The organism is Ruegeria sp. BF8 (genome assembly GCF_056538625.1).
The window spans coordinates 867,757-892,951 of the sequence record NZ_JBQFTL010000001.1; the positions used below are offsets into that span (position 1 = coordinate 867,757).

22 protein-coding genes and 1 tRNA gene are annotated in these 25,195 nt (G+C 61.4%); 15 read left to right on the plus strand and 8 right to left on the minus strand.

Annotated elements, in window-relative coordinates; all coding sequences use genetic code 11:
• Nucleotides 1-186 precede the first annotated feature (186 nt).
• Complete coding sequence (locus tag ACR0LD_RS04325) at nt 187-3,816, plus strand: vitamin B12-dependent ribonucleotide reductase (RefSeq protein ID WP_480635692.1); 3,630 nt, start codon at nt 187-189, stop codon at nt 3,814-3,816.
• 537 nt (nt 3,817-4,353) lie between these two features.
• Complete coding sequence (locus ACR0LD_RS04330) at nt 4,354-4,599, plus strand: EF-hand domain-containing protein (RefSeq protein WP_093962168.1); 246 nt, start codon at nt 4,354-4,356, stop codon at nt 4,597-4,599.
• 51 nt (nt 4,600-4,650) lie between these two features.
• On the opposite strand, the gene ACR0LD_RS04335 is transcribed toward ACR0LD_RS04330, so the two are convergent.
• On the minus strand, nt 4,651-6,195 hold the full coding sequence (locus tag ACR0LD_RS04335; protein WP_480635693.1) for a trimethylamine methyltransferase family protein: 1,545 nt from the start codon (nt 6,193-6,195) through the stop codon (nt 4,651-4,653).
• A 415-nt stretch (nt 6,196-6,610) separates the two neighbouring features.
• Here ACR0LD_RS04335 and ACR0LD_RS04340 point away from each other — a divergent pair, with 415 nt between their 5' ends.
• Nucleotides 6,611-7,129, plus strand: a complete 519-nt coding sequence (locus ACR0LD_RS04340) for an outer membrane protein (RefSeq protein ID WP_170367167.1) — start codon at nt 6,611-6,613, stop codon at nt 7,127-7,129.
• Between the two features lie 16 nt (nt 7,130-7,145).
• Here ACR0LD_RS04340 and ACR0LD_RS04345 read toward each other — a convergent pair whose 3' ends face one another.
• A complete protein-coding gene (locus tag ACR0LD_RS04345) occupies nt 7,146-8,333 on the minus strand; it encodes a pyridoxal phosphate-dependent aminotransferase (RefSeq protein WP_480635694.1) in 1,188 nt (395 codons plus the stop codon).
• Nucleotides 8,334-8,598: 265 nt separating this feature from the next.
• Between ACR0LD_RS04345 and cysS the strand changes: the two genes are divergently transcribed.
• The 3 genes from cysS to ACR0LD_RS04360 are packed head-to-tail and all read left to right on the plus strand — an operon-like array spanning nt 8,599 to nt 12,409.
• Nucleotides 8,599-9,999, plus strand: a complete 1,401-nt coding sequence (cysS, locus tag ACR0LD_RS04350; protein ID WP_480635695.1) for a cysteine--tRNA ligase — start codon at nt 8,599-8,601, stop codon at nt 9,997-9,999.
• Nucleotides 9,996-11,630: a citramalate synthase gene (gene cimA / locus ACR0LD_RS04355; RefSeq protein WP_480635696.1), complete on the plus strand. Its 1,635-nt coding sequence runs from the start codon at nt 9,996-9,998 to the stop codon at nt 11,628-11,630. The genes cysS and cimA overlap by 4 nt, the downstream gene beginning before the upstream one ends.
• A 2-nt stretch (nt 11,631-11,632) precedes the next feature.
• Entirely contained in the window at nt 11,633-12,409 is a 777-nt protein-coding gene (locus tag ACR0LD_RS04360; protein ID WP_170367208.1) for a squalene/phytoene synthase family protein, read from the plus strand.
• Here the strand turns inward: ACR0LD_RS04360 and ACR0LD_RS04365 are convergent, their stop codons facing one another.
• On the minus strand, nt 12,410-13,636 hold the full coding sequence (locus tag ACR0LD_RS04365; RefSeq protein ID WP_170390708.1) for an MFS transporter: 1,227 nt from the start codon (nt 13,634-13,636) through the stop codon (nt 12,410-12,412).
• 97 nt (nt 13,637-13,733) lie between these two features.
• Here ACR0LD_RS04365 and ACR0LD_RS04370 point away from each other — a divergent pair, with 97 nt between their 5' ends.
• Nucleotides 13,734-14,366 carry a DNA-3-methyladenine glycosylase family protein gene (locus tag ACR0LD_RS04370; RefSeq protein ID WP_480635697.1) on the plus strand — a complete coding sequence of 211 codons (633 nt, stop codon included), beginning with the start codon at nt 13,734-13,736 and terminating at the stop codon, nt 14,364-14,366.
• The gene (locus ACR0LD_RS04375; protein WP_170338468.1) at nt 14,363-15,028 is read left to right on the plus strand and encodes an alpha/beta hydrolase; all 666 of its coding nucleotides are present in this window, start codon (nt 14,363-14,365) and stop codon (nt 15,026-15,028) included. Before ACR0LD_RS04370 ends, ACR0LD_RS04375 begins: the two co-directional genes overlap by 4 nt.
• Before the next feature lie 10 nt (nt 15,029-15,038).
• Here ACR0LD_RS04375 and ACR0LD_RS04380 read toward each other — a convergent pair whose 3' ends face one another.
• Both ACR0LD_RS04380 and ACR0LD_RS04385 read right to left on the minus strand, forming a co-directional pair.
• Nucleotides 15,039-15,464, minus strand: coding sequence for a VOC family protein (locus ACR0LD_RS04380; protein ID WP_170359117.1), 426 nt, complete (start codon nt 15,462-15,464; stop codon nt 15,039-15,041).
• 31 nt (nt 15,465-15,495) lie between these two features.
• Nucleotides 15,496-16,101, minus strand: a complete 606-nt coding sequence (locus ACR0LD_RS04385) for a pseudouridine synthase (RefSeq protein WP_170359275.1) — start codon at nt 16,099-16,101, stop codon at nt 15,496-15,498.
• A gap of 213 nt (nt 16,102-16,314) precedes the next feature.
• On the opposite strand from ACR0LD_RS04385, the gene ACR0LD_RS04390 reads away from it, so the two are divergent.
• Entirely contained in the window at nt 16,315-16,902 is a 588-nt protein-coding gene (locus tag ACR0LD_RS04390; protein ID WP_093962158.1) for an HNH endonuclease, read from the plus strand.
• Nucleotides 16,903-16,904: 2 nt separating this feature from the next.
• Here the strand turns inward: ACR0LD_RS04390 and ACR0LD_RS04395 are convergent, their stop codons facing one another.
• Nucleotides 16,905-17,369 (minus strand): disulfide bond formation protein B, encoded by a 465-nt coding sequence (locus ACR0LD_RS04395; RefSeq protein ID WP_170359121.1) that lies wholly within the window; start codon nt 17,367-17,369, stop codon nt 16,905-16,907.
• On the minus strand, nt 17,366-17,944 hold the full coding sequence (locus ACR0LD_RS04400; RefSeq protein ID WP_093962156.1) for a YqaA family protein: 579 nt from the start codon (nt 17,942-17,944) through the stop codon (nt 17,366-17,368). The genes ACR0LD_RS04395 and ACR0LD_RS04400 overlap by 4 nt, the downstream gene beginning before the upstream one ends.
• A 143-nt stretch (nt 17,945-18,087) precedes the next feature.
• Between ACR0LD_RS04400 and ACR0LD_RS04405 the strand changes: the two genes are divergently transcribed.
• The 5 genes from ACR0LD_RS04405 (at nt 18,088) to ACR0LD_RS04425 (ending at nt 22,641) form a co-directional block, all read left to right on the plus strand.
• A tRNA-Leu gene (locus ACR0LD_RS04405) sits at nt 18,088-18,173 on the plus strand.
• A 574-nt stretch (nt 18,174-18,747) separates the two neighbouring features.
• The gene (locus ACR0LD_RS04410) at nt 18,748-20,166 is read left to right on the plus strand and encodes a UbiA family prenyltransferase (protein WP_170359123.1); all 1,419 of its coding nucleotides are present in this window, start codon (nt 18,748-18,750) and stop codon (nt 20,164-20,166) included.
• A gap of 11 nt (nt 20,167-20,177) precedes the next feature.
• The gene (locus ACR0LD_RS04415; protein ID WP_480635698.1) at nt 20,178-20,585 is read left to right on the plus strand and encodes a GtrA family protein; all 408 of its coding nucleotides are present in this window, start codon (nt 20,178-20,180) and stop codon (nt 20,583-20,585) included.
• On the plus strand, nt 20,582-21,907 hold the full coding sequence (locus tag ACR0LD_RS04420; RefSeq protein WP_170442794.1) for an FAD-binding oxidoreductase: 1,326 nt from the start codon (nt 20,582-20,584) through the stop codon (nt 21,905-21,907). The genes ACR0LD_RS04415 and ACR0LD_RS04420 overlap by 4 nt, the downstream gene beginning before the upstream one ends.
• Nucleotides 21,904-22,641 carry an SDR family oxidoreductase gene (locus ACR0LD_RS04425; RefSeq protein WP_170339020.1) on the plus strand — a complete coding sequence of 246 codons (738 nt, stop codon included), beginning with the start codon at nt 21,904-21,906 and terminating at the stop codon, nt 22,639-22,641. Before ACR0LD_RS04420 ends, ACR0LD_RS04425 begins: the two co-directional genes overlap by 4 nt.
• Nucleotides 22,642-22,664: 23 nt before the next feature.
• Here the strand turns inward: ACR0LD_RS04425 and ACR0LD_RS04430 are convergent, their stop codons facing one another.
• Nucleotides 22,665-23,753 carry a hypothetical protein gene (locus tag ACR0LD_RS04430; protein ID WP_480635699.1) on the minus strand — a complete coding sequence of 363 codons (1,089 nt, stop codon included), beginning with the start codon at nt 23,751-23,753 and terminating at the stop codon, nt 22,665-22,667.
• Nucleotides 23,754-24,127: 374 nt separating this feature from the next.
• Between ACR0LD_RS04430 and ACR0LD_RS04435 the strand changes: the two genes are divergently transcribed.
• Complete coding sequence (locus ACR0LD_RS04435; RefSeq protein WP_170338481.1) at nt 24,128-25,096, plus strand: TAXI family TRAP transporter solute-binding subunit; 969 nt, start codon at nt 24,128-24,130, stop codon at nt 25,094-25,096.
• The last annotated feature ends 99 nt before the right edge of the window (nt 25,097-25,195 follow it).

The following is a 25,195-nucleotide window of genomic DNA, read 5'->3' on the forward strand; positions in this document are numbered from 1 at the left end:
GGCATAGGGCGAGGGTCGGAAAGCACTCCAAACTGACGTGCAACCGTGCAAACGGGTTCGCGCTGCCAAAGGCAGCGCCCGGTCCTTTGCGTCCCTGATCGGCGGTCAAGGCGGGCGGCACCCCGCCAGAAAACGGAATTGGTGCCGGACAACCGAATTTGGGCTGATTGATCTAGGGCGGCGGACATGAAGATTGAAAGAACATTTACCAAGGCAGGGCAGGACGCATACGCAGAATTGGACTTCGTGTCCGTCACGTCCGAGATCCGCAATCCGGATGGAACGATCGTGTTTCGCCTTGATAACATCGAGGTCCCCTCTCGGTGGAGCCAGGTCGCCAGCGACGTGATCGCTCAGAAGTATTTCCGCAAGGCCGGCGTTCCCAGCAAACTGAAAAAAGTCCGTGAGAAGGACGTGCCCGAGTTTCTGTGGCGCTCGGTTCCGGCCGACGATGCCGAATTTGGTGGCGAAACGTCTTCGAAGCAGGTGTTTGACCGCCTCGCGGGTGCCTGGGCTTATTGGGGCTGGAAGGGCGGTTACTTCTCGACCGAGGAGGACGCGCGCGCCTATTTCGACGAGATGCGTTATATGCTGGCGACACAGCGTGCCGCGCCGAACAGCCCGCAATGGTTCAACACCGGTCTACACTGGGCCTATGGGATCGACGGCCCGGCCCAAGGTCACCACTATGTGGACTACAAGACCGGCAAACTGACCAAGTCGAAATCGGCCTATGAACATCCGCAGCCGCATGCGTGCTTCATCCAGTCGGTCGACGATGACTTGGTGAACGAAGGCGGCATCATGGATCTGTGGGTGCGCGAGGCGCGCCTGTTCAAATACGGCTCGGGTACCGGGACCAACTTCAGCCATCTGCGCGCGGAAGGCGAAGCGCTGTCGGGTGGCGGCAAGTCCTCGGGCCTCATGGGCTTTCTCAAGATCGGCGACCGCGCCGCTGGCGCGATCAAATCAGGCGGGACAACCCGTCGGGCAGCAAAGATGGTGATCGTCGATGCAGATCACCCTGACATCGAGCAATTCATCGAATGGAAGGTGATCGAAGAGCAGAAGGTGGCCTCGATCGTTGCCGGATCGAAGATGCACGAGAAGATGCTGAACGGCATTTTCGAGGCCATCCGCGCCTGGGACGGCGCGCAAGCGGATGCCTATGATCCCAAGAAGAATGACGCGCTGAAAACGGCGATCCGCGAGGCGAAAAAGGTCGCGATCCCCGAGACTTACATCAAGCGCGTGCTTGACTACGCCAAGCAGGGCCACGACAGCATCGAGTTCCCGACCTATGATACCGATTGGGACTCTGAGGCCTACAGCTCGGTCTCGGGGCAGAACTCGAACAACTCGATCCGTGTGACCAATGCCTTCCTGAAGGCGGTCGAGAAAGATGCCGATTGGGAGCTGATCAATCGTACCGACGGCAAGGTTGCCCGCACGGTCAAAGCACGCGATCTGTGGGAAAAAGTCGGCCACGCGGCCTGGGCCTGCGCCGATCCGGGCATTCAATTCCACGACACGGTCAACGAATGGCACACTTGCCCCGAAGACGGCGAGATTCGCGGCTCGAACCCGTGCTCGGAATACATGTTCCTGGATGACACGGCCTGCAACCTGGCGTCGATGAACCTGCTGACCTTCCTGAAGGATGGCGAGTTCCAGGCGGCCGACTACATGCACGCGGCCCGTCTTTGGACGCTGACGCTGGAAATCTCGGTGACGATGGCGCAGTTCCCGTCGAAAGAGATCGCGCAGTTGTCTTATGACTTCCGTACGCTGGGTCTGGGATATGCCAACATCGGCGGGCTGCTGATGAACATGGGTTATGGCTACGACTCGGACGAGGGTCGGGCGATCTGTGGCGCACTGACCGCAATCATGACCGGCGTTGCCTACGCCACCTCGGCCGAGATCGCCGGAGAGCTGGGGCCGTTCGCTGGCTACAAGCGCAATGCCGAGCATATGCTGCGGGTTATCCGCAACCACCGTCGCGCTGCCCAGGGTGTGACCGAGGGCTATGAGAAGCTGTCGGTCAAGCCGGTGCCGCTGGATCACGCCAACTGTCCGGACAAACGCCTTGTCGATCTGGCCATGAGCGCCTGGGACGAAGCGTTGAGCCTGGGTGAGAAGAACGGCTACCGCAACGCGCAGGCCACCGTGATCGCGCCGACCGGCACGATCGGACTGGTGATGGACTGCGACACCACCGGGATCGAGCCCGACTTTGCGCTGGTCAAGTTCAAGAAACTGGCCGGGGGCGGCTACTTCAAGATCATCAACCGCTCGGTGCCGTCGGCGCTGGAAAAGCTTGGCTATTCCTCGGCCCAGATCGAGGAGATCGTGTCTTATGCAGTCGGGCATGGCACCATCGGCAACGCGCCGGGGATCAACCACACCTCGCTGACCGGTCACGGGTTCGGCCCGAACGAGCTGGCCAAGATCGACGCAGCGCTGGAAAGCGCGTTCGACATCCGGTTTGTCTTCAACCAGTGGACGCTGGGCGAGGATTTCTGCACCGGCGTCCTGGGCATCCCGGCCAGCAAGCTGAACGATCCGACCTTTGACATGCTGCGCCATCTGGGTTTCAGCAAGTCGGATATCGACGCGGCCAACGACCATGTCTGCGGCACCATGACCCTGGAAGGGGCCCCGCATCTGAAGCCCGAGCACTATGCAATCTTCGACTGCGCCAACCCGTGTGGAAAGAAGGGCAAGCGGTTCCTGGGTGTTGACAGCCACATCACCATGATGGCTGCGGCGCAAAGCTTCATCTCGGGCGCGATCAGCAAGACGATCAACATGCCCAATGACGCCACGATCGAAGATTGCCAGAAGGCCTACGAGCTGTCCTGGAGCCTGGGTGTCAAGGCCAACGCGCTGTATCGCGACGGGTCCAAGCTCAGCCAGCCGCTGGCAGCGGCGCTGGTCGAGGATGACGACGAAGCGGCTGAAATCCTCGAAAGCGGCTCGATCCAGGAAAAGGCCGTGACCCTGGCCGAGAAGGTCGTCGAAAAGGTGGTGGTCAAAGAGATCATCCGCAGTCACCGCGAAAAGCTGCCGCATCGTCGCAAGGGGTATACCCAAAAGGCGATCGTGGGCGGGCACAAGGTCTATCTGCGCACCGGCGAATTCGAAGACGGGCAGTTGGGAGAGATCTTCATCGACATGCACAAGGAAGGCGCTGGCTTCCGTGCGATGATGAACAACTTCGCCATCGCCGTCTCGGTCGGTCTGCAATATGGCGTGCCGCTGGAAGAGTTTGTCGATGCCTTCACCTTCACCAAGTTCGAACCGGCCGGGATGGTTCAGGGCAACGACTCGATCAAAAACGCGACGTCGATCCTCGACTACATCTTCCGCGAACTGGCCGTGTCGTACCTCGATCGCACCGACCTGGCGCATGTGAAACCCGAGGGCGCAACATTCGACGACTTGGGTCGTGGCGAAGAAGAGGGTGTATCGAACGTCTCGGAGATCAGCGACAGCGCGGCTTCGAAATCCTTGGAGGTTCTGAAACAGATCAGCTCGACCGGTTATTTGCGCAAGCGTTTGCCGCAGGACCTGATGATGTTCAACGGCGCCGCCGGCGAAGCGACCGGACTGTCCGAGGCGGCCGTGACCTTTGAAACCAAGAGCGAAACCACCGTCGTCACCGAAACGGCTACCGGGATGGATGCCCGGACCAAAGCCAAAATGCAGGGATACGAGGGTGATCCTTGTGGCGAATGCGGAAACTACACGCTGGTGCGCAACGGCACCTGCATGAAATGCAACACCTGCGGGGCAACCAGCGGGTGTAGCTAAGGCAAACGCCCCGCCAGGCGGGGTGTAGGGACCTGGATTTCCCCCCGGACTTCCGGTCCCGACGAATACGGATCAGGGCGTTGAGACTTACCCTAGGTCGCCCTGGTCCACTCGGCCGGCATGCCCGTGCTGGCCGGGAACAGGGTGGGGCGGAATATCGGTCCTTCCCACTCTCTCACGGGGCGGGTGCGCTCGTCCCATGTGCAGTCCAGGCCGCAGGCAAAAAAATACCGGGCGGTCAACGAATTGAGCCTGGACAGCAAAACTGACAGGGGGGCTTCGGCCCCCTTTCTTTTTTCGACTCGGTCGGGCTGAGCGGCAGATTGCCGGGAACGGGGGTACGGATGAGGGAAGTTGTGCCGATGCGCCAGCGGGCGGCTTGGCACAGCGAAAGCTTGCGACTCCAAATGGCCCAAACGGGCAGGGATTGGCGCGAATTGCTGGAAAATCTTTGCGGCCGATGACAGTGCGGCTGAGCAGGTGTTTTGTGTGCCTGTCCGGACAGACTACCACAAACCCCCTATCAGGAGACTGACAATGAACTCTCAGAAACTGGCCGTTCTGGCCGCAGTTGCCCTCGGGTTCCCTGCGCTTGCATTCGCGCAGAGCTCGGCTGACGCAAATGGCGACGGCGTTCTGACCATCGAAGAGGTTCAGGCCGTTGTGCCCGACATGGATGCCGATGCGTTCTCGCTTTTGGACGCGAATGGTGACGGCGCTCTGGATGAGGCCGAAATCGCAGCCGCGCAAGAAGCCGGTCTGCTGCCGCCCAGCAACGGTTAACAGCTTGAAGTACGAGGCAGCCCAGAGTGATCTGGGCTGCTTTTCAATTGGTTATGCGGGTAAGTGAATGTTGAACCTGCTTCTGAGTTCCGCATCCAGCGCCGGATCGAAACGCGCCGGGGACGGAGCGCCAAGGATCTCCTCTTTGCGCGCGGTTGCCTTTTCGACCAGGTCCGGCTTGCCCAGCTCGGCCCATTCCTTGGGCGAGGTCCGGTCGCCAAGCGCCGGATAGACATAGTCGGCCTGCATCCGGCTGAGTGTTGCGTCGGTTCCCAGGTAGTGACCCGGACCACCGAGACAGACCGACGCGATCTGGTCCAGCGCCAGCGTTTCGTCCGTGACCTCGATCCCACGAACGCATCGCAGGGCCTGACCGATCAGATCGTCACCAAGGATCAGGCTTTCAAAGCAGAAACCCAGCAGCGAAGCGTGCATGCCGGCTGCTTCGTAGACCATGTTCAGGCCGGACAGCCCGGCCATGACGTTGGAACACATCTGCTCCCATCCGGCTTGCATGTCGGGCAGTTTGGAGTCCGAAGCACCGGCTGCAGCGCCGCCGGGCAGGTCGTAGAATTTGTGCATCTGGGCGCAACCTGCCGTCAACAGGGCCTGCTCGCCAGATCCGACGCTCATTGCACCGGTCCTGAGATCAAGGCCAAAAGGCCAAGTGCCAAAAACCGCCGGGGCGCCTGGGCTTACGGCGTTTACATAAACCAGACCTGCCAGGCATTCCGCCGTAGCCTGGACAATCGCACCGGCCACCGTTGACGGGGCCGTGGCACCCGCCATCCCAGCGGATAGCAACAGGACCGGCATCCCCGCCTTGATGCATTCTTCCATCACCTGGCAGCTCTCGGTCGCGAATTTCATCGGAGGCACGACAAAGCAGTTCGAGTTCGAGACGAAGGGCCGTTCACGCCATTTATCCTCGCCGCCAGCGATCATATGCAGCATTTCCATGGCCGGAGCTACATAGCTGGGGTCTGTGAAGGATGTTCCGACATGCTTGTAAGTCCCAGAACAACAAGCATAAATCGTGTTCAGGTCCATCTCGCGGTTGTCGGTGATGTCACGGCAGACCATGGGGCGCTGCACGAAATGGATATTGTCCAGTTGTTCGCAAATCCGCGCGGCATCGTGCAAGTCCTGCACGGTTGAGTCGCGGTAGTTGCGGCCTTGGGCGTCGACCATGCTGACGGCTGCACCGGCGGTTCCATAATGAACGCGTCCGCCGGACAGTTCGAGATCGGTTTTGCCGTCGCGGCTGTACAGCGTTACCGACCGGTTGGCGCGGGCGATCGTGTCCTCGACCAGCGCCCGGGGAAAACGGATGCGTCCGTCATCGCCCAGCGTACAGCCGGCATTGACCAGGTAATCGATCCCGCTGGGTGGCGCGTCGGCCAGACCGATGGTTTCGAGCGCATCGAGAGCGGCGGAGTGAATACGCTCCATGTCCTGTTGGCTGAGCGGTTTGTAGGTGCCGCCCTCAAGCCCCGGGCGGACGGGGCGTAGATGTTCGGGCAGGGCCGCGGCACGGGCGGCCCGTCGGGCGGCGCGGCCGCCACTGCGGGACGTTGAGCGGGAGTGGTCGTTCATGGTGAGGATTCCAAATTGAAAGTCAGGTCAAAAGGGGGAAGCTTCAACCCGTCACGGCCGTCCTCGTGCCGCACGCCCCCGATCGGCACCGATGGTGCGGCTGATCAGGCAGATCTTCCAGATATCGTTTGGCATGTGGTCCTCAACTCCTGTGACGAATGGTGTCAGGGTCCGCGCAAGCAATCTGTCCTGTTTGCGACCGATGTCGCTTTTGGCCCCGAAAATTTGGAACTTCGATGAACGCCGCAGGAAATCCTCATGCAAAGGGCGAAATATGTTATGCTTCCATTACTTATTGTTAAGATTTGCGTGACTTGAATTGATCTGACGGCACCAAAGCACATGTTTAATTGAGGTGCACATTACCGCATCTGTTGCAATCGCAAAGGGTGCTGAACGAAAACCGGAGGTCTGCATGAAACTGATCCGCGCCTTGCTGTCGGTCCTGCTGATTCCAGCGGCGCAGGTGGCGTTGGCCGAGGATTGGACCGGGCCTTATGCCGGGTTCACCTTCGGATATACCGACGCGGACGGCCCCGGCGGCAGTGGGGGCAACTCGGGCAGCATCGGCGCGAATATCGGATACGATCTGGATCTGGGCAGCTTCGTCGTCGGGGGTGAGTTGGAATATGACCGGCTGAACCTCGACCTGGGCGCTTCGGAGGGCAGTTTGGACAGCGTATCCCGCGTGAAACTGCGCGGCGGGTATGAGTTCGGGCGCGCTTTGGGCTACGTCGTGGTGGGTGCCGCGCGGGCGAATACTTCGGGCGACAGCGACACGGCGGCCGTCTACGGGATCGGCGTAGCCTACCCTCTGGGCGACCGCCTGATCATCAGTGGCGAAGCCTTGCGGCAGAATTTCAACGATGTCACGCGGTCGCGCGGCGATCTGGATACCAACACCTTCAATCTGCGCACGACCTTCCGGTTCTGAACAAAACCCGTCTCGGTCACTCGGCCGCCGTCTGGCTCGCCAACCGGGCGGCGAAATCGCATAGGGTCTGAAGGGCGGCGGCGAACCGGTCATCGTCAATGGTCATGGCCACGCGCACATGTCCAGCGGCGGCTTGGCCGAAGCTTTCTCCGGGCATGACCGCGATGGCGTGGGTGTCCAGCAGCGCATTGGCGAAGTCTTCGCCGCTTTGCCCCGTCGCGCGGATGTCCAGCATCAGATACATCGCGCCTTGAGCCGGGATCAGGCCCACCGTGTTCTGTCGGGCCAGAACCTGCATCGCCAGGGCGCGGCGGCGGCGGAAGGGGGCCGCGACCTCTTCCTCCAGTTCGTCCCCGGCGGTCAGCGCAAAGCTGGCAGCGTCCTGAATGAATCCCGGAACCCCGTAGGTGGTGTGCGTGGCAAGGTTGATCAGATGTTCGATGGCCTCTTCGGGGCCAACGATCCAGCCACAGCGCGACCCGGTCATGGCGTGGGATTTCGACATCGAGCCCACGACCAGGGTGCGGTCGGCCATACCGGGCAGGGCGCGGGGCGACAGGTGTGCGCCGTCCCAGACCTGCGTGTCATAGACCTCGTCCGAAATCAGCCAGATGTCGCGTTCGCGGCACAGATCGGCGATCTCGGTCAGGGTCTCGCGGGAATAAACGACCCCGGTCGGGTTGTTCGGCGTGTTGATCAGCAATGATGCGGCACCCTCGGCCCGTTCCGCGATCCGGGCCGCGTCGGGTTGAAAGGCGTCCTCGGCCCGGGTCTGAACCGCGCGCGCGATCGCGCCCGCCCCTCGGATCGTGCCGGGATAGGTCGCGTAGAATGGATCGAGATAGAGACCCACATCGCCCGGGTCGCACGCTGTCATATGCGCGGCGAACAGTGCGGCTTGTCCGCCCGGGGTGATCAGCACGTTGTGGCGCGTGGTGGGAACGCCCGTGCGGGTCTGCACCCGCGCGGCTACGGTATCGCGCAGCAGATCCGTGCCCGGCACCATGGCGTATCCGGTATGGCCCGCGCGGGCCGACCGGTCCATCTCGGCCAGGATCGAGGGGTGGGTGCGGATGTCATGCTCGCCGATGGTCAGTTCGGTCACGGCTTGGCCTTCGGCAATCATGCGGCGCGCGCGATAGAACACGTCCCACCCGTCCGAACCGCCTCCGGTCAGATGCGTGATGCGGTGCGAAAGTTTCATGGCGCGCCTCCGTTGCAGCAAGTCCGCCGAATGGGTCAGAGCCGCGATGATTTGTCAATCAGCTTCCCCCGCCGGCAATAGAAGTCTTGGCGCGCGGGACCGGGCGTGTTATGCGATGGGCCATGAACCGGAAGACCTGCATCATTATCTGCTGCATTCCCTGCTGAACTTTCACGCGGGCCGGTTTCTTTCGTTTTCTTCCCTGAGACAAGTTGCTAAGCCCGCGTCAACGCGCACGCTATTGCTGTATCCAGGAGCCAGACGCATGACGACGATCAAACTGCACAACACGCGGACCCGGACGAAGGAAGATTTCGTTCCGATCGATCCCGACAACGTGCGGATGTATGTCTGTGGTCCCACCGTGTATGACCGGGCGCATCTGGGCAATGCACGGCCCGTGGTGGTGTTTGACGTGCTGTACCGTCTGCTGCGTCACGTCTACGGGCCCGAGCATGTGACCTATGTGCGCAACTTCACCGACGTCGATGACAAGATCAACGCGACGGCCCTGGCGCGCAAGCAGGCCGGAGCTGAAGGTACGCTCGAGCAACTGGTGCAGAAGCGGTCGGACGAGACGATCGGCTGGTACCTGCATGACATGGGCGCGCTGGGGGCGCTGGAGCCCGACCAGATGCCGCGGGCCACGCGGTATATCGACCAGATGATCGCCATGATCGAGGACCTGATCGCCAAGGGGCACGCCTATGAGGCCGAGGGGCATGTTCTGTTCGCGGTGGACAGCTGGCGCGACGAGTATGGCAAGCTGTCAGGCCGTTCGGTCGACGACATGATCGCAGGCGCGCGGGTCGAGGTGGCGCCCTATAAGAAGAACCCGATGGATTTCGTGCTGTGGAAGCCTTCGGACGATGAACTGCCCGGTTGGGAGTCGCCCTGGGGCCGGGGGCGTCCGGGCTGGCACATCGAATGCTCGGCCATGAGCTATGAGTTGCTGGGCGAGAGTTTCGACATCCATGGCGGCGGCAATGACCTGATGTTCCCGCACCACGAAAACGAGATTGCCCAGAGCAAATGCGCCCATCCGCACGGCGAATTTGCGCGCTATTGGCTGCATAACGAGATGCTGCAGGTCGAAGGCAAGAAGATGTCCAAATCACTGGGCAATTTCTTCACCGTGCATGACCTGCTGGATCAGGGCGTGCCGGGCGAGGTGATCCGGTTCGTCTTCCTGCAGACCCACTATCGCAAGCCGATGGACTGGACCGAGAAGAAGGCGCGCGAGGCCGAGGCCACGTTGCGCAAGTGGCGGGCGCTGACTGCGGGCATCGAGCCCGCACCCAGCGCGGCGCCCGAGGTGATCGAGGCGCTTGCCGATGACCTCAACACCGCGGGCGCCCTGGCCGAGCTGCATCGTCTGGCCTCGGACGGCGACGCCGCGACCTTGCTGGCCAGTGCGCGGGTCCTGGGCCTGTTGGAGCCTGACATGGGGGCCTGGGCCGAAACCGACGACGTGGATCTGTCGGCCCATGCCGACCGGCTGGCCCGTGTTCGGGCCGAGGCGATGCAGACCAAGGATTTCTCGGAAGTGGATCGGTTGAAGGCCGCTTATCTGGCGGCTGGTCTGGAAGTGCGGATGAGCAAGGACGGGGTCGAACTGGTGCCCGGCGCTGGCTTTGATGCCAGCAGGCTGGAGGGCGTGGAATGACCAAAGAGCGCCTGTACCTCTATGACACCACGCTGCGCGACGGGCAGCAGACGCAGGGCGTTCAGTTCTCGACCGCCGAAAAGGTCCAGATCGCGCAGGCGCTGGATGCTTTGGGGGTGGACTATATCGAAGGCGGCTGGCCCGGCGCGAACCCCACCGACAGCGCGTTTTTTGACGCCGCGCCCAAGACGCGCGCCTGCCTGACCGCCTTTGGCATGACCAAGCGGGCCGGGCGCTCGGCCGAGAATGACGACGTGCTGGCCGCCGTCATGAACGCCGGCACGCGGGCGGTTTGTCTGGTCGGAAAGTCGCATGACTATCACGTGACCGACGCGCTGGGGATCTCGCTGGAGGAAAATGTCGAGAACGTCCGCGCCTCGGTCGCGCATATCGTGGCGCAGGGGCGCGAGGCGTTGTTCGACGCCGAGCATTTCTTTGACGGCTACAAGGACAACCCCGCCTATGCCATGCGGGTCTGCCAGGCTGCGCTGGAGGCCGGTGCCCGTTGGGTGGTGTTGTGCGACACCAATGGCGGCGCGCTGCCGGCCGAAGTGGGGCGGATCGTGTCCGAGCTGATCGCGGCGGGTTTTCCCGGCGACCGGCTGGGCATCCACACCCACAACGACACCGAAAATGCCGTGGCCTGTTCTCTGGCGGCCGTGGATGCCGGCGCACGCCAGATCCAAGGCACATTGAACGGGCTGGGTGAGCGGTGCGGCAACGCCAACCTGACCGCCCTGATCCCGACGCTTCTGTTGAAGGAACCCTATGCCTCGGCCTTCGAGATCGGGGTCAGCCGCGATGCGCTGACCGGTCTGACCCGCATCAGCCGCATGCTGGACGACATCCTGAACCGGGTGCCCAGCAAACAGGCGGCCTATGTCGGGGCGTCGGCCTTTGCGCACAAGGCGGGGCTGCATGCCAGTGCGATCCTCAAGGACCCTTCGACCTATGAACATGTCGATCCGGCCACCGTGGGCAATGCGCGGATCATTCCGATGTCGAACCAGGCCGGCCAGTCGAACCTGCGCAAACGCCTGACCGAGGCCGGGTTGCAGGTGGAGCCGGGCGACCCGGCGTTGGGGCGCATCCTGGAACGGATCAAGGCGCGCGAGGCCGAGGGGTATTCCTATGACACAGCGCAGGCCAGTTTCGAGCTGTTGGCCCGCGATGAACTGGGCCAGCTGCCGCAATTCTTCGAGGTCAAGCGCTACAAGGTCACGGTCGAGCGGCGCAAGAACAAGTACAACCAGATGGTCAGCCTGTCCGAGGCGGTCGTCGTGGTGAAGGTGGACGGTGAGAAGAAGTTGTCGGTCAGTGAGTCGATGGACGAGAGCGGCGGCGACCGTGGCCCGGTGAACGCGCTGGCCAAGGCGCTGGCCAAGGATCTGGGGCAGTACTCGCCCATCCTGGACGATATGCACCTGGTGGACTTCAAGGTGCGCATCACCCAAGGCGGGACCGAGGCGGTGACCCGCGTCATCATTGACAGCGAAGACGGGCAGGGGCGGCGTTGGTCCACGGTTGGGGTCAGCGCGAACATCGTCGATGCCTCGTTCGAGGCGCTGCTGGAAGCGATCCAGTGGAAGCTGGTGCGCGATTGCAGCCCGCAATCGGTGGTGGCCGAGTGAGCGTGCCCTTCGACGACGACGTCAAGGCCTGCGCGGCGCTGGTCCACCGGGCCGACCCTGATCGGTTCATGGCCGCGATGGCGGCGCCGGTTCAGGCGCGGGCTGTGCTATTTCCCATCTATGCGATGAATATCGAGGTCGCCCGCGCGCCGTGGGTCACCCAAGAGCCGATGATCGCGGAAATGCGCCTGCAATGGTGGCGCGACGCGCTGCAGGAGATCGCTGAAGGACCCACGGTGCGGCGGCACGAGGTGGTCACGCCCCTGTCGCGCGTCCTGTCCCCGCATCTGGCGGCGATTCTGGATGAATATGTGGCCGTAAGGCGTTGGGATATCTACCGGGATCCGTTCGAGGATAAGGAACACTTCGAGGCATACCTGACCCACAGCGCGGGCTCGCTGATGGTCGCCTCGGCGCAAGCCCTGGGTGCCGCCGACGAAACGGTCCTGCGCGACTTTGGCTATGCGGTCGGTGTGGCGAACTGGTTTCGCGCCATCCCCGAGCTTGAAGCCCGCGGGCGCGTCCCCCTGTTGGATGGGACACCGGACGGGGTGCGCCAATTGGCCGAGCGCGCGCTGGACCGGATGGCCGCGGCCCGGGCGCGTCGCGCCGATGTTTCGGATCAGGCGCGCCCTGCGCTTTATGGCGGCTGGCAGGCAGACCGCGTCCTGCGTCATGTGCTGGCTGAGCCCGGTCGGGTCGCTGCTGGTGCGCTGAACGTGGGCGAGATCCGACGGCGCGTGTCACTGATCTGGACCGCGACCACCGGTCGGTGGTGATCAGGAGAGTTTGGCCTCGCGGGGTCTGAGCACCAGCCACAGCAGCGCGCCGCCCGCCAAAGTCAGCAACGGCACCATCGCCAGGTTGACGGCGGTCCATCCCTCGACCGGGGACCCGCCAGAACAGTTCATCAATCCGCCCGAGGCCAGCGACGCAATCGTCACGCCTCCGAACACCAGCAGGTCGTTCAGGCCCTGCACGCGGCCGCGTTCATGCACATCGTGCTCGGCCGCCAGCATGCTGGTGGCACCGATGAAGCCGAAGTTCCAGCCGATGCCAAGCAGCACGAGGGCCAGAAAGAAGTTCCCGATCTCAACGCCCTGCAGCGCGACGACACCCGCGCCGCCCAAAATCGCCAACCCGATGGCAACCATCTTCTCGGCCCCGAACCGGGCGATCAGATGGCCGGTGAAGAAACTGGGAACGTACATCGCCAAAACGTGGCTGGTGACCACATCCGCCGCATCACCTTCGGAGAAGCCACAGCCGACAACGGCCAGCGGCGTCGAAGTCATCACAAGGTTCATCAGCGCGTATGAGACCATGGCACAGATGATGGCCACGGCGATGCGCGGGGTTTTAAGCAGTTCGAGCCGCGACCGGCCTTTGGGTGCATCCTGCGATGGGCGGTCGGGTGTCGGTATGTCCAGAAACAGGAACAGGACCGAACCGATGACGTTCACCGCGATCACCGCGAAATAGGTGCCCAGAAACGGAATGACATAGGCCTGCGAGGTCAGTTTGACGATCTGCGGCCCGATGATGGCCGCAGCCAAACCGCCAGCCATGACGTAAGAGATCGCCTTGGGCCGGAATGCGTCCGACGCGGTATCGGCGGCGGCAAAGCGATAGAAGCCATGTGCGCTCATGTAGATGCCGGTCAGCAGGCTGCCGACAAGAAAGACGGGGAACGACCCTAGGTACAGGCCATAGGCTCCTACGGCGCCGCCCACCGCTCCGGCGGTTGCGCCGACGAGGAACCCGGCGCGGCGGCCCCAGCGCTGCATGATGGCCGAGACCGGCGTGGCCGCCAGCATCGACCCCAGAACGATCAGCGAAATCGGCAGCGTGGCGAGGCAGGCGTTGCTGGCCAGCGACTGGCCCGCCAATCCGCCGACGATGAAGATCATCGGCATCTGTGCGCCCAGAATCGCCTGCGCCGCCACCAGAACGGCAACGTTGCGCTTGGCGCGGGTATCGTCGGGGGCAGTGCTGGTCATCGTCATGCGCAAATGGGTATCGGCGAACCGGCGGACATACAAGCGGGTTGCATATGCGACAAAGCAGCCTAACCTGCGCCCCGAACCGCCACCCGGAGCAGCCATGACCGTTGGTCGAATTATCGAGACACCAGAATGCGTTGCGGAAGGGGCCGAGTGGCTGTCTGACGCCTGTCCGCGCATGGCGCACGCGATCGAACTGACCCGCCCGCTGCCCCTGCGCCGCCGGCCCGACGGCTTCGCGCAACTGCTCAGCGCCATCGTCAGCCAGCAGGTCAGCGTAGCCTCGGCCAACGCGATCTGGGGGCGGATGCAGCAGGCCGGCCTGACCTGGCCGCGCAAGATCAAATGGGCCACCGATGATGAGCTGCGCGCCGTGGGGCTGAGCCGCCAGAAGATCCGCTATGCCCGTGCGCTGGCCGATGCGCGGATCGACTACAAGGCCCTGCGCCAGGCACCCGATGACGTGGTCATTGCGACCCTGACGCAAGTGCCGGGCATCGGGGTCTGGACGGCCGAGATCTATGCCATGTTCTCGCTGGGGCGGGCGGATGTGATCGCGCCCGGCGATCTGGCCCTGCAGGAGGCCGCACGGATGCTGTACGGCCTGCCGGATCGGCCGACCGACAAGGCGCTGCGGCAAATGGCCAAGGCGTGGTCGCCGTGGCGGTCGGTTGCAGCCCGGGTTCTGTGGGCCTATTACCGCGTGGCCAAGGATAGGGAAGGGATCAGATGACACGGGTTTTGAACGCGCTCCGCAAAGAGCCGGTTTCGGGCGACACGCGCTCGGTCGTGGTGTTCGTGCACGGCTATGGCGCCAACGGGGCCGATCTGCTGGGGCTTGCGGACGTTCTGGGCGAACACCTGCCCGACACGCTGTTCGTGGCCCCCGACGCGCCCGAGCAGATCCCCGGCATGCCCAACGGGTATCAGTGGTTTCCGATCCCGTGGATCGACGGCTCGTCCGAGGAAGAGGCTCGGCGCGGCATGGAAATGGCGGTCGAGGATTTCAACGCCTTTCTCGATGCCCTGATGGTGGACGAGGACGTGCTGCCCGAGCAGGTGGTGCTGTTCGGCTTTTCCCAGGGCAGCATGATGAGCCTGCACGTGGCTCCGCGCCGCGAAGATCCGGTGGCCGGCGTGATCGCGTTTTCCGGCCGCCTGCTGGAGCCGGACCTGCTGGCCGACGAGGTGGTCAGCCGGATGCCTGTACTGCTGGTTCATGGAGATGCCGATGACGTAGTGCCGCCGCAATCGCTGCCCGAGGCCGCCGAGGCCCTGCAGCGCGCAGGCTTCAAGGAGGTCTTTGCTCATGTCATGAAGGGCACCGGCCACGGTATCGCGCCCGACGGGCTGGGCGTCGCCTTGGCCTTCATGCGCGACAAGCTGAGCCTGTGACGCGGCAGGGTCACCCCCACAGGTGACCCTCGGCAAACTCCACCGAATTTCCGGCCGGGTCGCGCACATAGAGCGATCGTGCCCCGTTGGGCCAGTCAAACTCGGCCTCGACCGGGACGTTCCAGTTCAGCAGATGCTTGCGCATCGACGCGATCTGGTCGCGCGTCAGGATCAGGCACACATGCCCCGGACCGCGTGCGCCATGCGGCGGCACCGGCAGGTTAGGGTTGGTCGTGGGCTGTTCCGTCTGGTCCGGGTTGAACAACAGCAACACCGAGGCGCCGACCCGAAAGAACACATGCCGACCTTTGACGCGCTGAATGCGTTCCAAGCCCAGAACCTCGCCATAGAACCGTTCGGCGGCGTCCAGATCATCGACATACAGCGCGGCCTCGAGAATGCCCGAAGGCGACGGGATTCCGGCTGCTACTTTCATGAAGATATGATAGCGGAAATCGCCGAAAAAGTCACCGCCGCGGTCGCCGGTCCCGCTTGCGTTGGGGGGCGGTTTCCAGAACGGGCATCGGCAAGCTGTCCCAACTGCCGGGTGCGAGATCGTCCAGTGTCCAGTCTCCGATCTGGGCGCGGATCAGGCGCAGGGTGGGGTGGCCCACGGCGGCCGTCATGCGGCGCACCTGCCGGTTGCGCCCCTCGCGCAGGGTCAGTTCCAGCCAGCAATCCGACACCGTCTTGCGTTCGCGGATTGGGGGCGTGCGTGGCCACAGACCCTCGGGTTCGTCGATCAGCCGCGCCTTGGCTGGGCGGGTCATGCCGTCATTCAACTCGACCCCGTCGCGCAGGGCCCGAATGGCAGCCGCATCCGGGATGCCCTCGACCTGGACCCAATAGGTTTTGGGCATTTTGTGCTTGGGATCCGAGATCTGGGATTGCAGCCGCCCATTGTCGGTCAACAGCATCAGCCCCTCGCTGTCACGGTCCAGCCGCCCGGCCGGATAGACCCCCGGCAGGTCGATGAAATCCGACAGGGTGCTGCGGGGCGAGTCGGCATTTTGCCGGTCGGTGAACTGCGGCAGCACGTCAAAGGGTTTGTTGAAGCGGATGAACCATGACATGAGCTCCGCCATACTCTCAGTTCCGGACCTGCGCAAGCTGTGGATAACTGTCACGTGATTGTTACGGATTCAGAATAGTCCGTTACCGAGATGTTGTGGAAAAACAGGACTTGTCAGAGTTTTAACACGATATATAGTTAAGTTAAGACCGGGGCGGGTGCTCCCCGCTCTGGTGTCCCATACAGGCAGCCGAGAGCGAGGAGCGATTCAGCCATGGACGGAGATTTCAGGACCGAATTTGTCAGGGAGCCAGGTGCCCTCAAGCACCATCCGGCATTGGTTTTGAACGCCGATTATCGCCCGCTTTCCTACTATCCGCTGTCGCTGTGGCCCTGGCAGGAGGCGATAAAGGCCGCCTGGCTGGACCGGGTCGATATCGTCGCCGAGTATGACGAAGTGGTCCGCAGCCCGAGTACGGTGATCCGAATACCGTCGGTGGTTGTCCTGAAAGACTATGTGAAACCCAGAAAGCGCGTGGCCTTCACGCGCTTTAATTTATTTCTGAGGGATGAATTCCGCTGCCAGTACTGCGGCAGCCGGGGCGAACTGACTTTCGACCATGTCGTGCCGCGTGCAGCAGGGGGTGTCACAAGTTGGCAGAACGTGGTGGCCGCCTGCAGCCCGTGCAATCTGCGCAAGGGGTCGAAATCGCTGCGTCAGGCGGGGATGAGCCTGCGCAAGCCGCCTCGGCAGCCTGACGCCAGTATGCTGCAGAATATCGGACGGAAATTTCCGCCGAACCACCTGCACGAAAGCTGGATCGACTTTCTGTACTGGGACGCGGAACTGGACGCACAGTAGGGTCAGCGCGCGCGCCAGGCGGCCAGCCACACCAGAACCAGACCTGCGGACAGCAGTGCGTTCCACCCAGCCATGGACAGCCCGAACATTTCCCACGGGATATCATCGCACCGTACCAACGGGGCGGCCATGATCTGCTCCATCAGCTCCTCGGCGGACAGGCCGCTGATACTGCCCGATGTGCAACTGGACGGACCTTCCCACAGGCCGCGCTCGACCCCGGCGTGATAGACGCCGATGCCGGACGTGGCGGCGGCAGCGGCTGCGCCGAGGAGGGGCAGCAGTCGAACGCCCGGAAATGCAAAAGCCAGCACGCCGAGCAGCACAGCCGCACCATGCGGGTAGCGTTGCCAGATGCACAATTTACACGGGGCCATGCCGCCCAGATACTGGAACCCCCAAGCCGCAAGAAGTAATGCGGCGGACCCACCCGCGGCCAGCAAAATGAGTGTCCGTTTCCGCGTCATATGTATTTCACCACCAGAAATCCGCCGATCAGAAGAATGATGAACAATGTGAACATCAGCCCGAGCCGCTTTTCGATGAAGTCTCGGATAGGCTCGCCAAAGCCCCAAAGCAACCCGGCGACGATGTAGAACCGCAAAGCGCGGGCAAGAATCGAAGTGGCGATGAAAGTTCCCAGCGGCATTCCTGTCCAACCGGACATGATCGTGATGACTTTGTACGGGAAAGGCGTGACACCGGCGGTCAGAACGGCCCAGAACCCGAAATCGTTGAACCGTTGGTTGAATTCCTGCATCGCGTGACCCTTGCCCATCGCTTCGAGGATGGGTTGTCCGATGCTGTCGTAGAAGAACGCGCCGATTGCGTATCCCAAAAGCCCGCCCAGGACCGAGAACACCAGCGCGACGGTGGCAATCAGCCATGCCCGCGATGGGCGGGCCAGAATCATAGGGATCATCAGCACGTCGGGTGGAATCGGAAAGACCGAGCTTTCGATGAATGCCACAAATGCCAACACCCACAGGGCGTGCGGGTGGTCGGCCAGTCGGATCGTCCGATCATAAAGCGATTGCAGCATCAGCGCGTGTTCCCAAGCTTTGTCATGACGAGGCAAACCACGCGTCCGACGGGGCGTCAACCGATCTGTCCCGGGCTGATCGTCGATTGACCGATTTTTGCCTCTGGACCTTCGGCGAGATGGGCGGTAATTCAATGCGCGTGGCCCAAGTGGCGGAATGGTAGACGCAGGGGATTCAAAATCCCCCGCCTTCACGGGCGTGAGAGTTCGAGTCTCTCCTTGGGCACCACCACCGCAACCGTTTTGCTATAGTGTTCAGGGCATTTGCTCTGTCAATTGTCGCGTGTGCGGCTGACTGCGGCACGGGCATCCGGCCTCGAATTGGTGCGACGAAACTGTACACGGAACAGTGGGATCCGGACCGTCTTCGATGCAATATCGGGCGCGGCGGTAGAGTTTCCAGATCGTCAACTATAGCTACGCCAAGGGTCGTCTGTGTCTCCGCTGCACGGTGTCTCTGGCAGCGTATCCGCGCGTGTCTGGGCGCTGAAGTGGGCGCATTCCAGAGTGACGTGATCCTTCAAGCTCGCGCAATATGAATACGGCCGCTTTGGGTGCAGAGCCGTCAAACACTTGAAAGAACGCGATTATGGTACAGCGTCACCGGGACAGGCCGTGACGCCATCATTTGGCCATAGAAATTGGTGAAACAAAGAGCCGTGACAGGCACTGACGTGATATCGAAGCAGGCTATGACGAGAAGGGTTGGCTGGCACGGCTGTGCAGTTGCCATGCCTTTTGAGCTTTGCAATAACGGACCTCATAGTTCCCCGTCCCGGGTAATGATTATAGTTGGTTGATTTATGTGCAAAATCCTTGTGGTAGATCTGGATGGCACTCTTTTGAAGAGTGACATGCTGTACGAAAGCTTTTGGTCGGCTTTCGGACGGAACTGGCGCAGCCCGTTTCACTCCGCCGCGGCTCTGTTGGGTGGACGCGCTTCATTGAAACGTTACCTGGCCGAAGAGGCCGAAATTGACGTCACCTCGTTGCCCTATGATCCCAAGGTGGTGGAATACGTCGAGAAATGGCGCGCTGATGGCGGCAAGACCGCTCTTGTGACGGCCTCGGATGAGGGCATTGCCCAAAGCATCGGAGCCCATCTGGGTATTTTCGACGAGGTTTATGGCTCCGACGGGTCGCTGAACCTGAAAGGTGAAAACAAAGCCGAGTTTCTGGACGAACGCTTTGGTCCGGGCGGATACGCCTATATGGGCGATTCCCACGCCGACCTTGCGGTGTGGCGAAGGGCCAATCTGGCGGTTTCCGTGAACGCGGGGCCGGGACTGGCGAAACAAGCGGAAGCGGTCGCACCCAAGGTCGAGCATCTGCACACACACGAAGTGACCGCCAAGGCCTATCTCAAGGCGTTGCGTCCGCATCAATGGATGAAGAACCTTCTGGTCTTTTTGCCGATGCTGGCGGCCCATCAACTGACGGGGCAGGTGTTTTGGTTGTCGTTGCTGGCTTTCATATCGTTCAGCCTGATCGCATCCAGTGTCTATGTCCTGAATGACTTGCTGGACCTTGCAGCAGATCGGGCGCATCCGCGCAAACGCGCGCGGCCGTTTGCTTCGGGCAGCATTCCGATTTCGTCCGGAACGTGGATGGCTGCCGGTCTGCTGATTTCAGGCTCGGTCATTGCAGCCATGGTCGGGCTGGATTTTTTCCTGGTGATGGTGGCGTATTATGTGCTGACGACCGGGTATTCATTGTATCTAAAGCGCCAGTTGGTCATCGACATCTGTGTCTTGGCCGGCCTTTACACGACCCGGATCGTGGCGGGTGGAGCGGCAACAGGGTTGGAGCTTTCAGTCTGGCTCCTTGCATTTTCGATGTTTCTGTTCCTGTCGCTTGCGGCGGTCAAAAGGCAGGCCGAGTTGGTGGACTATGCGGCGCGCGGTAAATTGTCGGCAACCGGGCGCGGCTATCACGTGGATGACCTTCCGATTATCTCCATGATCGCCGTCAGCGCGGGTTATGTCGCCGTTTTGGTGATGGCACTTTACGTCAGCTCGCCGGCGGTGGTGCAGCTCTACTCCTACCCGCAAGCCCTATGGGGCGTGTGTGCGGTCCTGCTGTTCTGGATCACCCGGACCGTCATGATTACGCATCGTGGCAACATGCACGATGATCCCGTGATCTACGCGGCCAAGGACCCTGTCAGCCTGCTTTGCTTTGCCATAATTCTGCTGTTCGTTGTCGCGGGGTCAATGCTGTGACGGTTCAGGGGTTGATTCTGCGCTATTCCGCCTTTGCCATCGTGGCGATGACCTTGAACCTCGCTGCGCAGCGCGCAGTCCTGTCGCTTGGCGAGGGTGGCTGGTACTTCGCGGCTGCAGTGTTTGCGGGTACACTTGTCGGGCTTGTGGTCAAATATACCCTCGACAAGCACTGGATTTTCTATGACCGGCAGACGGGACTGAAGGCCCACGGTCAGAAATTTTCGCTGTATACGGCGATGGGTGTGGTCACCACCGCAATTTTTTGGGGCACCGAGACGGCCTTTTGGGTGGTTTGGAAAACCGATCTAATGCGCGAGGTTGGCGCGGTTATCGGGCTGACGGTGGGTTACGTGATCAAGTACCATCTGGATAAGCGCTTCGTATTCAACACCGGCGCGGCGGAGGCGCGGGCATGAGGCTTTCCGGCTGGGGTAGGTACCCCGTTCTTGAGACCAGAGTGATCGCGCCGCGCAGCGTCGAAAGCCTTCGATCGGTCGTGCGGGAGGGACCCGATGTGATCGCGCGCGGCAATGGGCGCGCCTATGGGGACAGCGCAATTGGCCTCACGACAACCGTACACACCCGGCATCTGAACAGGATGGTCTCCTTCGACAACCAGACCGGAGTGCTGGTTGCCGAGGCGGGGGTTCTGCTGGGCGACGTGATCGCAGCGTTTCTGCCTCGGGGTTGGTTTCCGATCGTTACACCGGGCACCAAATTCGTCACGATCGGCGGTGCCATCGCCGCAGATGTTCATGGCAAGAACCACCACCGTGTCGGTAGTTTCCGCCATTGCGTCGAATGGGTTGAGGTCATGGGCGATGACGGGGAGATCACCCGATGCAGCCGCGCGTCGAACAGCGCATTGTTCGATCACACCTTGGGCGGCATGGGCCTTACCGGGATCATCGTGCGGGCGGCGGTTCGATTGCAGCCGGTCGAGTCAGGTTGGATCAAGCAAAAGACCATAGCCGCACCCAGCCTTCAGGATGCGATGAATGCATTCGAGGCCGCACAGGATGCAACATACTCGGTCGCGTGGATCGACTGCTTGTCCACAGGCCGAAACCTGGGGCGGTCTCTGGTGATGCTGGGAGAACACGCTGCGGTCTCGGACCTGCCGGGGCGGTATGCCCGGCAACCCCTGATCTGCCCGACCAAGCGCAAAAAATCCGTTCCGATGGATCTGCCGTCGTTTGCCTTGAATCGCCATACGGTTCGGGCATTCAACGCCGGTTACTACTGGATGGGAGTTCGAAACGGCGACACCAAGCTGGTGAACTGGGATACGTTCTTTTATCCGCTGGACGCCATATTGGGATGGAACCGTATCTACGGTCGCAGCGGCTTTGCCCAGTTTCAATGCGCGTTGCCTATACATCGTTCACGCGCCGGCCTGACCGAGCTTTTGCAAGCCATCGCTGGCAAGGGCATGGGTTCGTTTTTGTCCGTGCTGAAACGGTTCGGCCCGCAGGACAGTCCGTTTTCCTTCCCCATGGAGGGATACACGCTGGCGCTAGATTTCCCGATTTCCGACAAAACTCTCATTCTCATGGACAAGCTGGATCGGATAACTCTGGAACATGGTGGACGGTTCTACCTGGCCAAAGACAGCAGGATGTCGGCCAATACTTTGAACAGATCAGACGATCGCGTGACCCGATTCCGCGAGGCGCGCAACGTCAATGGTTGGCGGGACCGGTTCCGCTCGGCCCAGTCAGAAAGGCTTGAAATATGACAATGGAACCCGTTCTCGTTCTTGGTGCCCGGTCGGATATCGGCAAGGCCATCGCTCATGAGTTTGCCGAGCGGGGGCACCCGGTCCAGCTGGCCGCCCGGAATGCTGAGACGCTCGAGGCCGACAAGGCCGATATCGAACTGCGCTATGGTATAGGGGCAACCTTGCACGAGTTCGACGTTCTGGAAGCCAACAGCTTCGATGGGTTCATCGATGCGTTGCCTGAATTGCCGGGCATCGTCGTTTGCGTTGTCGGGTACATGGGCGAGCAGGCCGAGAACGAAAGGGACGCCGCCGCGGCTTCTCTGGTGATGCGCAGCAACTTCGAAGGGCCGGCTCAGATCCTCGGAGCCTTTGCCAACCGGTTCGAAGAGCGCGGATCGGGCACGATCGTGGGTGTCAGTTCCGTGGCTGGTGATCGGGGCCGGGCGACCAACTATGTATACGGATCAGCCAAGGCCGGCCTGACCGCATTTCTGTCAGGGTTGCGCAACCGGCTCGCCAAGAAAGGTGTGCATGTCGTGACGGTTCTTCCGGGGTTCGTCGACACGCAGATGACCGAAGGAATGGACTTGCCCGAGCGTCTGACCGCGCAGCCGTCCGAGGTTGCAGCCGCAACGGCCCGGGCGGTCGAGCGCGGTCGGAACGTAATCTACGTCAAGCCGATTTGGCAATTGATCATGGCGATCATCCGAAACATCCCCGAGCCGGTGTTCAAGAAGCTCAGCATCTGACCTCGCGTTGCCGGGTGAACCGGTCACCCATTACCGTCTCTGGGCGTAGTCGCGCGCTGGCTGTCGCTGGCTGCGAGGGCCTGAATGCAGCCCACGACAAAAAACGGCATGAAATACGTGACCAGACGACCGATATTGAACTGTACGTTCAACATGGCGATGAGCGAGAAAAACGCCAGCAGCGCCAAAACGTCCGTCCGGCGCAGGACCTGATTTGCAGCCTGACCGGTTACGGCAATCCACCAGCAGGCGGTCAGAACCAACAACGGCCAGACATTCAGATACAGTCCTTTGACACTTGTGCTGCCTTTCAGCGTGGACAGCGCGCTGGTGATGAATTGCCCAACCTGTCTCTGATTGTCGTTCACGCCGGGAAACGGAAATGCGGTAATGACAACCAGAAATCCAACGAACAGGCAGAACAGGGCGGCCGTGACCCTGGCCTCGTCGCTGCGCAAGGACATCATTACCAATGCGCGCAGACCAAAGATCAGCAGCGTCACGATGATGATCTTTTCATTGATGAACGCGCCAAGAAACACGGTAAGAACAAACCACTTCCATTTCTTCTCGGCAGCCAACAAAAGGGCCACCGTCAATGGAAAGACCGATATGCCGTCATTGCCTTCCAGCGCCAGAAACTGCCCCAGAAACAGAACTGACGCGGCGCCGATGAATGCCCATTGCGCAGTGGTTCCAACACGCCGCAGCAAATAGGCGTAAACCAGAAGCGCCGTCAGGACCAGGTAGAAGACGTTGGCGGCACACATCGCGGCCAGAGCCTTGGCGTCGGCAACGCTGTCAGGAAGAAAGACTTCTCCTGACCCGGTAGACAGTGACACGAACGGCAGATTGTAGAACGGCAGCGCAAGTATGACCGAGCCTATGCGGTAAACATGCGGCGAAGGGGGAACGCGGCCACGCTCTTCATCCAGAAGATACAGCAGGTAGTGGGAATAGTCGTCGAAAGAGACCGCGCCGAAGTAAACGACGCGATATGTGTCGAAAAACATCTCTCCGGCGGCGACCGTAAAGACCAGCGCCAGAAACAAATGCCAGCGGAACTCGCTGATTGATGACGATTTGCTTTGCAAAGAAGAATAACCAATCACGCTGTGAACTCACACGAACAGGAAAAAACAAATAACCGATTGTCAGAAAACAAAAAATCTTCGAACTCAGCGACCTGATAGATCATACTTGACGCGCCGCGGACCGGTCAACACGGTGCGACACCCATAGTTGCGGGGTCAAGCCGGGGAAATTTTCGGGTTCTACGTCATATGTGCGTCCCGGCGCCGGGGTCGGGCGCATAACGCTTGACAACAGCGGTACGGGCAACAAACCATCGTGACTGTTGGGAGAATTCGGGAAAATTTGAGCTCATCCGTTGCCTGCTCATGCGGATTGTCATAATGGCTCGTCCCCCGGACAAGGGGCCTTTGGCCTGTCTTCCGTCCACAATAAGAATCTTGGGAGTTCCTAAATGATCAAGAAAAGCAAGCTCAGCCTCGGCGCGGTCGTGACCGCTGCCCTCATGGCTCCGGCGGCTTATGCCGAAGAATTCATCACCATCGGCACCGGCGGTGTGACCGGCGTGTACTATCCCACCGGTGGCGCGATCTGCCGTCTGGTGAACAAGGGCCGCAAAGAACATGGCGTGCGTTGCTCGGTCGAATCGACGGGTGGATCGGTCTACAACATCAACACCATTCGCGAAGGCGAGCTGGAATTCGGTGTGGCCCAGTCCGACTGGCAGTACCATGCTTACAACGGCACGTCGAAATTCGAGGAAAACGGCCCGTTCGAAGAGCTGCGCGCCGTATTCTCTGTCCACCCCGAGCCGTTTACGGTGGTGGCCCGTGCCGATTCCGGCATCAAGAACTTCGAAGACCTGAAGGGCAAGCGCGTCAACATCGGCAACCCCGGTTCGGGTCAGCGCGGCACTATGGAAGTTCTGATGGAAGCCCTGGGTTGGACCACGGATGACTTCGAACTGGCAACCGAGCTGAAGGCCGCCGAACAGTCGGCTGCGCTGTGTGACAACCAGATCGATGCGATGGTCTACACCGTCGGCCACCCGTCCGGTTCGATCCAGGAAGCCACCACTGCGTGCGACTCGGTTCTGGTGAACGTCAGCGGCGAAGCCGTTGACAAGCTGGTTGCCGACAACTCGTTCTACCGTACGGCCACCATCCCCGGCGGCATGTATCGCGGTTCGGACGCTGACACCCAGACCTTCGGTGTGGGCGCGACCTTCGTGACTTCGGCAAACGTGTCTGACGATGCGGTGTACGCGGTTGTCAGCTCGGTCTTCGAGAACTTCGACGACTTCAAAAAGCTGCACCCGGCCTTCGCCAACCTCAAGCCTGAGGAAATGATCAAGGACGGTCTGTCGGCTCCGCTGCATCCGGGCGCCGAGAAGTACTACAAAGAAAAAGGCTGGATCCAGTAATCCACCTTCAAGTCCAGAAACGAGGCGCTGTTCGCGCCTCGTTTTCACCGGTGAGAGGCCGGTAATACCAAAACTGCGCCGGAAACCGGCCGTTGGACG